10 protein-coding genes are annotated in these 12877 nt (G+C 37.4%); all 10 read right to left on the reverse strand.

The window, feature by feature from the left end; translation table 11 throughout:
• Window positions 1-7: 7 nt before the first annotated feature.
• The 10 genes from AB3I42_RS12370 to AB3I42_RS12415 all read right to left on the reverse strand — a co-directional run bounded on the left by AB3I42_RS12370 (window position 8) and on the right by AB3I42_RS12415 (window position 12699).
• Complete coding sequence (locus AB3I42_RS12370) at window positions 8-349, reverse strand: YlbG family protein (protein ID WP_010719349.1); 342 nt, start codon at window positions 347-349, stop codon at window positions 8-10.
• Window positions 342-770 (reverse strand): YlbF family regulator, encoded by a 429-nt coding sequence (locus AB3I42_RS12375; RefSeq protein WP_010737456.1) that lies wholly within the window; start codon window positions 768-770, stop codon window positions 342-344. Before AB3I42_RS12375 ends, AB3I42_RS12370 begins: the two co-directional genes overlap by 8 nt.
• A complete protein-coding gene (locus AB3I42_RS12380; protein ID WP_010737455.1) occupies window positions 757-1884 on the reverse strand; it encodes a CAP-associated domain-containing protein in 1128 nt (375 codons plus the stop codon). The genes AB3I42_RS12375 and AB3I42_RS12380 overlap by 14 nt, the downstream gene beginning before the upstream one ends.
• A gap of 13 nt (window positions 1885-1897) precedes the next feature.
• Window positions 1898-5326, reverse strand: coding sequence for a pyruvate carboxylase (locus AB3I42_RS12385; RefSeq protein WP_368022530.1), 3429 nt, complete (start codon window positions 5324-5326; stop codon window positions 1898-1900).
• Between the two features lie 20 nt (window positions 5327-5346).
• Window positions 5347-6513 carry an FtsW/RodA/SpoVE family cell cycle protein gene (locus tag AB3I42_RS12390; protein WP_010719353.1) on the reverse strand — a complete coding sequence of 389 codons (1167 nt, stop codon included), beginning with the start codon at window positions 6511-6513 and terminating at the stop codon, window positions 5347-5349.
• Window positions 6514-6515: 2 nt separating this feature from the next.
• Window positions 6516-6818 (reverse strand): DUF1507 family protein, encoded by a 303-nt coding sequence (locus AB3I42_RS12395; protein WP_010719354.1) that lies wholly within the window; start codon window positions 6816-6818, stop codon window positions 6516-6518.
• 162 nt (window positions 6819-6980) lie between these two features.
• The gene (gene recQ, locus AB3I42_RS12400; RefSeq protein ID WP_131773164.1) at window positions 6981-8732 is read right to left on the reverse strand and encodes a DNA helicase RecQ; all 1752 of its coding nucleotides are present in this window, start codon (window positions 8730-8732) and stop codon (window positions 6981-6983) included.
• Between the two features lie 917 nt (window positions 8733-9649).
• A complete protein-coding gene (gene typA / locus AB3I42_RS12405; protein WP_010737451.1) occupies window positions 9650-11479 on the reverse strand; it encodes a translational GTPase TypA in 1830 nt (609 codons plus the stop codon).
• Between the two features lie 151 nt (window positions 11480-11630).
• On the reverse strand, window positions 11631-12419 hold the full coding sequence (locus AB3I42_RS12410) for an inositol monophosphatase family protein (protein WP_014834711.1): 789 nt from the start codon (window positions 12417-12419) through the stop codon (window positions 11631-11633).
• Window positions 12420-12423: 4 nt separating this feature from the next.
• Window positions 12424-12699: a UPF0223 family protein gene (locus AB3I42_RS12415; RefSeq protein WP_010719359.1), complete on the reverse strand. Its 276-nt coding sequence runs from the start codon at window positions 12697-12699 to the stop codon at window positions 12424-12426.
• Window positions 12700-12877 lie beyond the last annotated feature (178 nt).

The raw sequence follows: 12877 nt of genomic DNA on the forward strand, positions 1-12877 counted from the left end.
AACAGGTTTAAAAGACATGGTCTGCTAAACGAATCTTAGTATTGATCTCCTCAATCTCAAAACCTTCTTCTTTGACTGGTTGCTTCGTACCAATCTTATCAGCAAAGTTCATTTCGACGTCTGGACGATAAGAGCGTTCAACTTTGCGAACAAAATGAAGTTTGTTGATTCGTTCTGCAGTTTGCTCAAAAGTGTCTTCATTCAAATACAATACGACATATTTCATTTTACGCGAAACGTAATGAAGCAATCCAAATTTCTTCAAATTTTTTAATTGTTTCAAACTGTATACCCAGACAATCAACCCACGTCGTTTCGTTAGTTGAAATTCATTTTTTTCATCATTCATGACAGTTACCTCCACATCCACTACGCCCCTTTTGTTCAAAAAAAGGATTTCCCGCATCAATTTTAATCGTCAACGATACCGTTTCTGCTAACTGTTGGCTAATTTTATCCAATAGATCTTGCAATTGTGTTTCCATACAACGAAAATCCGCTACTTTTTCATGCAAATCAAGTTGACGTTTGGCTAACCGAACAGCTCTTTGCTTCTCTCGAAATTCTGGTGCATATTTTTGATAAGGAACAACTTTTTCAAACTGTTCTTTTTTTATTGAGAAATCATTAATCAATAAATTGACATCCGCTGATTGTTCCATCACTTTTTTAGCTTTTAAATATTTTTTCATCGTCTCGCTTTTTTTGATACAATCGGATAAGCTCTGACATTGATCTTCTAAGGCAAATAATTCCTCATTGATTATCACTGCTATCGGTACTCTCCTTAACTTCTTCTTGCATTAAGACTAACATATTTTCTTTTGAAAAAGCAATTCCTAATAGATCGGAAGTGTTAACTAAAAAGCGGTCGTGATAGTACGGATCACTATACAAAAATAAAAATGTAAACGTTGGATCAATCACTGGATGTGTAAAGACACCGGTCGAATGGGGAAGCTTTCTTTTTGCGACTAACGAATCAATTTCATCAGTAGTCAATGAAAACTTAGCAGTTGCGTTTGTACTACCCGCTATTTGTTGCCATTCTGCTAATCGTTCTTTCGTCAAAATATCTTCTGGTCTATTAAGATAATCACTTAAAAGCAATTTCGTTTGAGTAGAAAAACCGGTCGTCTGCTTATAAAGTGGTAAGCGATCCAATTGCCTTAACTGATTCAACAATCGAACACTATGACCTTCTTTTGCTTGATTGATTTCAGCCCAATCTACTTGATCGTCTATTTTATATTGCGGTAAGTCTGAACCAAATACTTGATAGGGATGAAGTTTCAACAAACTAGCTTTATCCAAATAAACGATCGAAAACAGTCCATTACTACTTTGGTCGAAGAATAAAATAGCAAACGTATCATTATCAAACGCAATCAACGGTCGATAATTCATATCTTCTTCCATCAATTCGATCCCGACATCTGTTCCATTGTATTGAAAATTAAAATTCGTATAGATCGTGGTGATCTCTGTTAGATCTTGCATTGTCATCCCTAAGTAAAAAGGAGCAATCGTTGAGTTGTCCGTATTTAATACTTTAATCGTGGAAACTTTATCTTTTGTGATATTCGCTTCAAAGGATAAGTGATTGATTTGATCATGGTAATATCTTGTTTCAAAACCAAACCCACTCGTCAAGCGTTCATAGGGATCACCAAAACGTTGCTCTAATTCATCAACTGATTGACCAACATACGTGGAAAAGCCAGATGTTTCCAACTTCTGGTATTTCCACGTAGTCATTTGATTTTGAGTGATTTGCTCTGAGCTTTTTTTTACTTCAAGTTTAGGAGGAAACAACACCGGCTGCATGTAAAATGCAATGATCACTGATAACAATATCGCACCAAATAACCCTAGCCGTTTCATCTTTTTCCCACCTTTATTTTTCAGTTACTTCAATCAATAAGTCACCAGAAGCGATCGCATCGCCATCTGTTACATAGACATGCGCAATTTCACCATCAAAACGAGCTTCAATTGCCGTTTCCATTTTCATTGCTTCCGTGATCATCAATGTATCGCCTTTTTTGACATGATCTCCTTTTTTGACTAATACATCTAATACAGAACCAAACATCGTTGCACCGATATGTTCACGATTTGTTGGTTCAGCTTTCACACGTGTTTGTACAGTACTGATGATCGAATGGTCGTTCACTGTGATTTCACGACGTTGCCCATTCAAGTTAAAGAATAAGACACGATTTCCTTCAATATCTGGTTCGCCGATTTCATCCAAGCGAATAATCAAAATCTTGCCTTTTTCAATTTGAACATTCACCGTTTCTCCTAAGCGAATCCCTTGGAAGAATGTTGGTGTATCAAGTAATGTCACATCACCAAATTGATTATAGGCTGCTTGATAATCTAGAAAGACTTGCGGATACATCAAATAGCTCAGCACTTCTTCTTGTTTAGGTTCATAGCCGATTTTTTCAGCTAATTCTGCTTTGACTTGTTGGAAATCAACTGGTTTAGCTAAAGCTCCAGGACGTTCAGTAATCGCTTCTCGTCCTTTAAGGATGATCTTTTGTAATTTTTCCGGGAATCCTCCAACCGGTTGTCCTAGCTCTCCTTGGAAGAAAGTAATGACAGATTCAGGGAAACTCAGTGTTTCACCTTTTTCATAGATATCTTCCTCCGTTAAATCATTTTGAACCATGAACAAGGCCATGTCTCCTACAACTTTTGATGAAGGGGTAACTTTCACGATATCACCAAACATCAGGTTCACTGTATGGTACATCTGTTTGATGTCATCCCATTTATTTCCTAAACCAACTGCTTTGGCTTGTTGTTGGAGATTAGAGTATTGTCCACCAGGCATTTCATGCATATATACTTCTGTTTCTGGTGCATTCAAACCGTTCTCAAATGGTTTGTAATACATACGGACATCTTCCCAGTAATGATTCAATTGTTGTGCATTTTGAATATTGATCTCTGGCAACCGTGGACCGTTGACCAAAGCATAATACAAACTGCTCATACTTGGTTGACTTGTATTCCCACTCATCGCACTCATCGCCACATCAACGATATCTACCCCAGCCTTTGAAGCTGCAGAATAGGTAATGATTCCATTTCCACTCGTATCATGTGTATGAAGGTGGATTGGCAGATCAGTAGTCTCTTTCAATTCACTGATCAAGCGATAAGCAGCTTGTGGTTTCAGCAAGCCAGCCATATCTTTGATCGCAATGATATGCGCCCCAAGTTGTTCTAGTTCTTTCGCCATGTCCTTGTAATATTGGACATTATATTTTGCACGACTAGGATCATTGATATCTCCGGTATAGCAGATCGCAGCTTCTGCAATCTTACCTGTGTCTCGAACCGCTTGGATACTTTTTTCCATTTGCGGTACCCAGTTCAAACTGTCAAAGATTCGAAACACATCAATTCCTTGAGCCGCTGCTTCTTTCACAAATTCTACTAAGACGTTATCCGGATAATTGGAATAACCGACTGCATTTGAACCTCTGAACAACATTTGTAACAGCGTATTTGGCATCAATGCTCGGATCTTTCTTAATCTTTGCCAAGGATCTTCATTCAAGAAGCGATAAGCGACGTCAAAGGTTGCTCCTCCCCACATCTCACTTGAGAATAGTTCAGGTAATCCTTCACCGGTCAATTGAGCAATCTCTTTAAAGTCTTTCGTACGAACACGAGTTGCTAATAAACTTTGATGAGCATCTCTAAATGTCGTATCAGTCAATAACAAGTTTTCTTGCGATTTGATCCATTGGACTAACGCATCCGAACCATCAGAATCTAAAACATTTTTTGCTGTCAGATAATCTGGGCGTTTAATCAAATCTTTCGGTACCCGAGGAGATTCATAAAATGGTTTTTCACCATTTTTGATTCCCGGGAAGCCATTCACGGTAATTTCACCGATGTATTTCATTGTTTTATTCCCACGGTCGCGTAAACGAGGGAACTCAAACAATTCTTTTGTATTATCGATAAATGTCGTTTTAGCGTTTCCTGATTGAAATTCAGGATGGGAAATCACATTCAACATAAATGGAATATTGGTTTTGACTCCACGAATCCGAAATTCTTTTAAGCAACGTTCCATTTTTTGGATTGCCGTATCAAAATCTGCTGCATGTGTACAAACTTTGACTAAAAGTGAATCAAAGTATGGGGTAACCACATATCCTGCATAAGCATTACCGACATCTAAACGCACTCCGAAACCACCAGGTGAACGGTAAGTATCGATTTTCCCTGTATCAGGAAGAAAATGATTCAACGGGTCTTCTGTAGTGATCCGACATTGAATCGCAGAACCATTTAGTTTGATATCTGCTTGTTGCGGCAGACCAATTTCACTGTGTAAATCTTTCCCTTGGGCAATCAATAATTGAGTAGTCACGATGTCCACATCGGTAATCATCTCTGTAATCGTATGTTCCACTTGGACTCGAGGGTTGACTTCGATAAAATAAAAGTCATTTCCTTCAACTAAAAATTCAACCGTCCCAGCATTGACATAACCAACGTGTTTCATTAATTGAACGGCTGCTTGACAGATGCGTTCTCGTTGTTCAGTCGACATGGAGACACAAGGTGCTACCTCTACTACCTTTTGGTGACGTCTTTGTACAGAGCAGTCTCTTTCAAATAAATGGATCACATTTCCATGTTTATCGCCCAAAATTTGGACTTCGATGTGTTTAGGATTTGCAATATATTTTTCAACATACACTTCATCGCTGCCAAAAGCCGCTTTTGCTTCACTTTTCGCGCGATCATAGCCTTCTCGAGCGCTTTTTTCATCATGGGCGACACGCATTCCTCGTCCCCCACCACCTAGAGCGGCTTTGATCATGATCGGATAACCGTACGTTTCAGCAAAAGACAAAGCATCTTCGACCTTTTCAATCGGTCCATCAGTCCCAGGAATCGAAGCAATTCCAGCTGCGATAGCTGCTGCTTTTGCTTTGATCTTGTCACCAAAGATATCCAAATGATGTAAGTCTGGTCCTACAAAAGTGATGCCTTCTTCCTTGCATCGTTTTGCAAAACTTAGATTTTCAGATAACAACCCATAGCCTGGATGGATCGCATCCGCTCCACAGGCTTTCGCAATGGCAATAATCCCTTCAATATCTAAGTAAGCATCAATCGGTTTTTTCCCTTCGCCAACTAGATATGCTTCATCTGCTTTAAACCGGTGCACGGAATACTCATCTTCTTTTGCGTAGATACCTACAGTTTTAATTCCTAATTCTGTACATGCTCGAAACACTCGTACAGCAATTTCTCCTCTGTTAGCAACTAAAACTTTTTCCATCAAACCACTCCTACATCTTTTTAGTATAAACCTAAACTTTTTCGTTTTTCATCTGCACTGATATTCAAGACGAAGCCAACACAAATGGATAACATCAATAAACTAGATCCTCCCTGACTCAAAAATGGGAAAGTGATCCCAGTTAATGGAATAACGCCGGTTATCCCTCCCAAATTGATAAATATTTGGATCATGAACATGGCACCAATCCCAATACATAATAGAGAATTAAATGGATCTTTTGAGCGAATCCCCACCAAAAAGATCCGAACAATCATGAAAAACAGTAAAGCAAGAATCAAGATCCCCATGATCACGCCTAACTCTTCTACCACAATGGCATAAATAAAGTCCGTCTGCGCTTCATTTAAAAAACCTTTTTTCTGGATACTATTTCCAAGACCTCGGCCAAAAAGCCCTCCATTGAACATCGCATAATAACCATTAGCTAATTGATGCCCTTTGTTCAACTCATCAGAAAAAGGATTTTGATAAATGGCAAATCGGTTATAGATATATTGTAAACGTCCGGGAAATATTTTCCCGTGGGTGATATTGATCAACCAGATTGCTAAAGCACTCAAGCCAACTCCACCGACCCCAACGATCAACGTATAAACGTAGTTGATACCACTAGCCAAAAGTAAGACTAAGATAATTAAAAAAATGACAGTTGCATTACCAAAATCGGGTAAAATAGCAACTAGCGCTGTTAGCGCCAACACTAACAGTAACGGTCTTTTAACAGTAGAAACAAAATCTTTTTGAACGCTTCTTTGTCTTTTAGATAACGTTAATGCTAAGTACCAAATTACAATGATCTTTAAGTATTCAGCTGGCTGGAGAGAGAATCCAGCGATTTGAAGCCATCCTTTCGCTCCATTGATCTCTTTCCCGAAGAATAAAACGATCAATAGCAAGATCGTCAGTACAGCAATAGCTGCCATAATCAGTCGTTGATTTTTTAATACGGATGTTTTCATTTTATATAAAAGTCCAATAGCTACTAAGCTAACGCCCCAAAACAAACTTTGGTTAAAAAAAGAGGCGGAAGGACTGCTTCCATTTTCTAGCAATAAATAAGATGATGAACTATAGACCATGATTAAACCTAAAATACATAGAATCAAGTAAGGAATCAAAATACTATAGTTTAATAAATGCCTTTTTTTTACTTTCTTAGGCAAGTTTACTCCTCCTTGCCAATTTCTTTTTTATCGTAATTTTCTTGGTAAACCTCACTATATAATCGGTTCAATTCACGCTCTAGCTCACTCAGCAACAATTGTCCTTCCGTTTTATCGATGATGCCTACACGAACGGCAAATCCGACTTGTTGTGAGAAGCCATACATTTGCGTATCTACTACTTCTTCAAATGCCTTACATTGTGAGATACACAGGCTATTTTTTTGATTTTTGATCAAGCGTTTGATTCGTTCTGATTCATCTTTAAGCACTTGAACTGCAAATTCATTTGATAGAGAATCCATCTAAGCCTACCCCCATTCTAAGTTTATTTATTATAACATACTTAAAATTCTAACGGGGAAAAATCCCAGTTTTCGCTCAGGGATTTTCTTCTTTTTTTACTATTTGCTAGCCTATCATGAGCAAAAACAATAGATGTACTAATTTTACAAACGATACACTACTTAACTAGAAAGTATCAGTGCTAAAAAAGCGTCCCCGTATTTGTCTAACTTGCTTTGTCCTACCCCTTTTATCTGCAATAAAGAAAGTCGATCTTTTGGACGTTGTCGACTCATTTCTTTTAAAGTCGCATCTGAAAAAACCACATAAGGCGGCACGCCTGCTTCAGAAGCTAAGTCAGTGCGTAACTCTCTTAGCGTTTCAAATAAGGTGTCAGCTTCTTCATCAGAAAGTTGTTGGACTTTTTCAGCTTCTTTTTTAAATACTTTTTGTTTCCCTTTTAACACTTCGATTCCTAGTTCCGTTACTTTCAACGTGGGGTATTCACCGTTCATTGAATACAGATAACCACCAGAAATAAGATACTCGATCAACTGAAGAATATCTTTTTGTGCCCATTTTTTTAATAAGCCGTAAGTTGATAACGCTTGAAAACCTAGCATCTTGACTTTTTGTTCTTTCGAACCAGCTAATACCTTCATCAACAATTGTTTCCCATAATTTTCACCCATGCGTTTCAAGCAAGACAACACCATCTGTGTTTCAGTCGTTACATCGACTAGTTCACGTTCATCTAAACAGTTACCACATCTTCCACATGGGATACTTTTTTCGCCAAAATAAGTAAGAATATATTGTTGCAGACAGGATTCGATGTAGACGTATTCCGTCATTGCTTTTAATTTTTCGTATTCTTTTTGTTTTTGTGACTCTTCTCGTTGAGATTGTTGGATAAAAAATTTTTGGACCTGTATATCTTGGGGAGCAAACAACAAGACAGCCTCACTTAAGAGCCCATCACGACCTGCTCGTCCCGCCTCCTGATAGTAAGCTTCTAAAGAACCAGGAATCTGATAGTGAATGACGAAGCGGATGTTACTCTTATTGATCCCCATGCCAAAAGCATTCGTTGCAACTAATAATTCTGTACGGTCATATAAAAAGTCTTCTTGGATTTCTGTTCGTTGGCTTTCACTCATCCCACCATGATATCTGCCAATACTGAAATCAAATTTCTTTAACAAATGATAGATTCGATCAACTTCTTTGCGGGTAGCGGCATAAATGATCCCTGATTGCTTTTTATTGATACGTAGATACTCAATTAAGTACTGCTCTTTTTTTTGATCTTTTACTACTTGTAAACGTAGATTTTCTCGTGCAAAACCCGTTTGAATATGATTATCCATTGGTATCTTTAAAAGTCTTTTAATATCTTCTGCTACTTGCTTTGTTGCAGTAGCAGTCAATGCCACAATGACCGGTCGTTGATCAAACGTGTTTAATGTTTCTGCCATATGAAGATAGCTTGGACGAAAATCATGTCCCCATTGTGAAATACAATGCGCTTCATCAATCGCTATCAGTTGCACGTGCCAACGTTTCATTGATTGGATAAAATCTGGCATGATAAACCGTTCTGGCGCAACATATAATAATTGGATTTGTTGCTGTTCGAGTAATCGAAACCGAGAAGCAGTCTCATAACTATCCAATGAACTATTGATAAATGTCGCTGAAATGCCTAACTGATTGGCAGCATCTACTTGATCTTTCATCAGAGAGATCAAGGGAGAAATGACCACAGTCAAGCCATCCAGCATCAACGCTGGCAATTGATAACAAATGGACTTCCCACTTCCTGTAGGCATGATCCCTAGGACGTCTTCATGACCAAGTACCTTTCGGATAATTTCTTTTTGTCCAGGGCGAAATACTTCATAACCAAAGTATTGTTTTAATATATCATTCATTTTATCCCTACTTTTTAGTTGATTTAAGAGGTTGTGAAAGAAGCGATCAGCTCCGAGCGAATAAGAGAGGATTTTTTAAAATAGCTTCTCATATTTTAGAAAATCATCGCTTATTACTAAGGAGTTGCTTCTTGAACACCGTGAATAAGAGGTTGTGAAAGCATCGGGAAGCTCCGATGACAATAAGAAAGAATTTTTTAAAACAGCTTCTCATGTTTTGAAAAATTCAGGCTTATTTCAAGGAGCTGATGCTTGAACACCGTGAATAAGAGGTTGTGAAAAGAGCGCTTTGACCTGAGCGCTCACCAAGTAAAAACTGCGACGAGTAATCGCAGGAGCATTAAGGATGATAATCTTGAAACAGCTCCCCATGTTTTACGAAATTCAGCTTTATGTCAAAAAACTGTCGCTCGTCCACGGTTTAGTTTTTTTTATTTATAAAAAGCCTAGAGCAATCTTTTATTATTGACTCTTCTATCGCCCCTCTATAACTATAATACGTCAATTATATTTTACTTCTCCAAGCAATCAAGTACAACATTCTTTTTGTGAAACTTTTGCTTTTCGTGAAACAAAAACCGAGGTGATTAAAGATTTTAAAAAGACTTTTAATAAACTTTTAGCGTACTTATTGAATTTTTCTTTTGATTTTTATTAACTTCTCCACAGATAACAATTTTAGAAAAAGGAAAAACAATTCTCTCCTTTTAATTTCAAACAATTGAATACGTTCTAAAAAATTGAGAAGCAAAATTTGCCGACAGTATTTTTCTTTTCATCCACTTTAATGCTGATTTACCAGTCATCTGAACAAAAAATAAACCGAAGATGCCCGAAAATAGTTACTCCTATTTTTGGACTTCTTCGGTTTATTTCTCAAAGCTAAACATCACTGTATCAACAAGTTGAACAGATGATTATTTTTTCTTTTTAGAAGCTTTTTCACGTGCATTTTTGTTTAAGATTTGTTTTCTTAAACGGATACTTTCCGGTGTTACTTCACAATATTCATCGTCATTCAAGAATTCTAACGATTCTTCTAACGTCAATTGTTTTGGTTTTTTGATAACAGATGTTTGGTCCTTGGTAGCAGAACGAACGTTAGTCATTTGTTTTGCTTTCGTAATGTTAACAGTCAAGTCATTGTCACGACTATTTTCACCAATGATCATACCTTCATAAACTTCTGTACCTGGTTCAACAAAAACAGTTCCACGTTCTTCGATACTCATGATGGAATAAGTCGTTGCTTTTCCAGTATCGATTGATACTAACGCACCTTGGTGTCGTCCACCGATTTGACCTGGTAACATTGGTAGGTATTGATCAAATGTGTGGTTCATGATTCCGTAGCCACGAGTCATTGAAAGGAATTCAGTTGAATAACCAATCAAGCCACGAGCTGGTGTTAAAAATGTTAGACGGATTTGTCCATTACCAGTATGGATCATGTCTTGCATTTCACCTTTACGTAAGCTTAATGATTCGATTACGCTACCCATATATTCTTCAGGTGTGTCGATTTGAACACGTTCAAAAGGTTCACATTTCACGCCATCAATTTCTTTTTCGATAACTTCAGGACGCGATACTTGTAGTTCATAACCTTCACGACGCATGTTTTCGATCAAGATTGACAAATGAAGTTCTCCACGACCAGAAACAGTCCAAGCATCTGGAGAATTTGTTGGTTCAACACGCAATGAAACATCCGTTTGCAACTCAGCCATCAAGCGTTCTTCAATTTTACGAGCAGTGACATATTTCCCTTCACGGCCAGCAAATGGTGAATTATTCACTAAGAAAGTCATTTGCAGTGTTGGTTCGTCAATGTGTAGAATTGGCAGAGCATCTTGGTGGTCCACAGGTGTCACTGTTTCCCCAACGAAAATATCTTCCATTCCTGATACGGCAATTAGATCTCCAGCTTTTGCTTCGTCAATTTCTAAACGTTTCAAGCCGAAGAAACCAAATAATTTAGTTACACGGAATTTTTTAACTGAACCGTCTAATTTTAGTAAGGCAACTTGGTCCCCTACTTTGATCGTTCCACGGAAGACACGACCAATCCCGATACGTCCAACATAGTCGTTATAATCAAGCAATGATACTTGGAATTGTAATGGTTCATCGCTATTGTCTACTGGCGCAGGAATTTTTTCAACAATTGTATCAAAGATCGGTGCCATTGTTGGTTCTTGATCAGCTGGATCATCAGACAAGCTAGATGTTCCGTTTAATGCTGAAGCATAGATAACTGGGAAATCTAATTGATCATCATCTGCACCTAGTTCAATAAATAATTCTAATACTTCATCAACAACAAACTCAGGTCGTGCAGAAGGTTTATCAATTTTATTCACAACTACGATCGGTGTAATATGTTGTTCTAGCGCTTTTTTCAAAACAAAACGAGTTTGTGGCATCGTTCCTTCATAAGCATCAACTACTAAGACAACGCCGTCAACCATTTTCATGATTCGTTCAACTTCGCCACCAAAGTCCGCATGCCCAGGTGTATCCATGATATTGACACGAATCCCTTTATAATCAACTGCGGTATTTTTTGCTAAAATCGTGATTCCACGTTCTTTTTCTAAAGCATTTGAATCCATCGCACGTTCTTGTAATTGTGTGTGTGCGTCTAATGTATCTGATTGTTTCAATAATTCATCAACCAATGTGGTTTTTCCGTGGTCAACGTGGGCGATGATCGCTACGTTACGGATATCATTTCTATAGTTCAATGTAACTAACTCCTTCTCGGTTCTTTATGACAGTGCAATTTTACTCGACTGTTTATTATAGCAAACTTTTTTCATGAAATATAGTAAAATGTTTTCATTTTTTCGAGAAAATTAATATTTTAGCCATATTTTTCTTAATTTTGCGGTTTTTTTACTTATTTAGCGAATCAGCCGCAGCAATAAGTGCCCGAATTTCATCATAGGCTTGAGGTGTAGCCGCAATATAATATTCTCTTCCTCGAAATTTTAGCTTTTCTCCTGAGATACCGCTATATTTCATTCCAAATTCAGCGAGTAAAACATTCCCTGCGCCATAGTCCCACGGGCTCAAATTTGCAATATAACCAATATGTTTCCCTTTTAAAAGTGCAATCATTTCTAGTCCTGCACATCCATAAATACGAACACCCATACTTTGTTCACCAATCGTTCGGACATTCCACCGATTATGACTAAAAAGATAACCGTTCAAACCAATAAGTCCATCTTTTAAACGAAGGTCTTCTGGCTTAGTTAACGGATGGTCATTCATATAAACACCTAAATCTTTTCCACCCCAATACAGCGCTTCTTTCATCACGTCATAAATAAAACCAAGTTGTCCAACACCATCTTGATAAACGCCTAACATAATACAAAAATTCTCTTGTTCAAGTACGAAGTTCATGGTTCCATCAATTGGATCAATAACAAATACTTGCCCTTCAAAGCTTTCTAACTCACTGTAACCTTCTTCTTCTGCGAGAATCTTTGCTTCTGGATTATACGCCTGAATCTTTTCAATCAAAAAAGCTTGGACTTCACGATCCATATTGGTAACCAGATCTTTTCGATTGGTTTTTTGATCAACTTTAAGCGTCTTGATTTGTACCGCACGAATTTTCTCAGCTGCTTCTTTAAGCCAAATTTTGATCTGATGGATCAGTTCTTGTTTATTCATGTTCTCACCCATTCATTTTTAGGATTTTTTTCTGATTCTTTTTTGCTGCTTGAACTGTTCGATACAATGAATAACCTGATACTTTTTCAAATTCTTTTCCTAATTTTTTTTCTTCCCCGATAGATGGAATGACTGTTTTGAATTGTTGGTATGATTTTAAAAACCGAGCATTATCGATGCCCTTTTCATTCGCTAACTCTAAATCCTCCCACATCTTCATCACAATGACCATTTCTTCGGTGGTCCAATCTAAATCAAGCGGGTATTGATAATCTTGCATACTTCATTCTCCTATTTCCTATAGTCAAAATCAGTGTATCATAAGAATAAGTACATAACCAAATAGTTTCGATTTTCTAGTTTACATAATTAATTTATAGTTTAATAACTATGTTTTATCGCTAGCTAAGAAAAATAAGTAATAGTCTATAAAAATTCACATGTTCATACAAAGAACC

The sequence above is a fragment of the Enterococcus sp. C53 genome (assembly GCF_040887425.1).
Lineage (GTDB): Bacteria > Bacillota > Bacilli > Lactobacillales > Enterococcaceae > Enterococcus_B > Enterococcus_B hirae.

What these genes read in the sequence shown, in the direction of transcription:
- AB3I42_RS12370 (WP_010719349.1), bottom strand. Translation starts at nt 349, where the DNA reads ATGAATGATGAAAAAAATGAATTTCAACTAACGAAACGACGTGGGTTG.
- AB3I42_RS12380 (WP_010737455.1), bottom strand. Translation starts at nt 1,884, where the DNA reads ATGAAACGGCTAGGGTTATTTGGTGCGATATTGTTATCAGTGATCATT.
- AB3I42_RS12385 (WP_368022530.1), bottom strand. Translation starts at nt 5,326, where the DNA reads ATGGAAAAAGTTTTAGTTGCTAACAGAGGAGAAATTGCTGTACGAGTG.
- AB3I42_RS12395 (WP_010719354.1), bottom strand. Translation starts at nt 6,818, where the DNA reads ATGGATTCTCTATCAAATGAATTTGCAGTTCAAGTGCTTAAAGATGAA.
- recQ (WP_131773164.1), bottom strand. Translation starts at nt 8,732, where the DNA reads ATGAATGATATATTAAAACAATACTTTGGTTATGAAGTATTTCGCCCT.
- AB3I42_RS12410 (WP_014834711.1), bottom strand. Translation starts at nt 12,419, where the DNA reads ATGAATAAACAAGAACTGATCCATCAGATCAAAATTTGGCTTAAAGAA.
- AB3I42_RS12415 (WP_010719359.1), bottom strand. Translation starts at nt 12,699, where the DNA reads ATGCAAGATTATCAATACCCGCTTGATTTAGATTGGACCACCGAAGAA.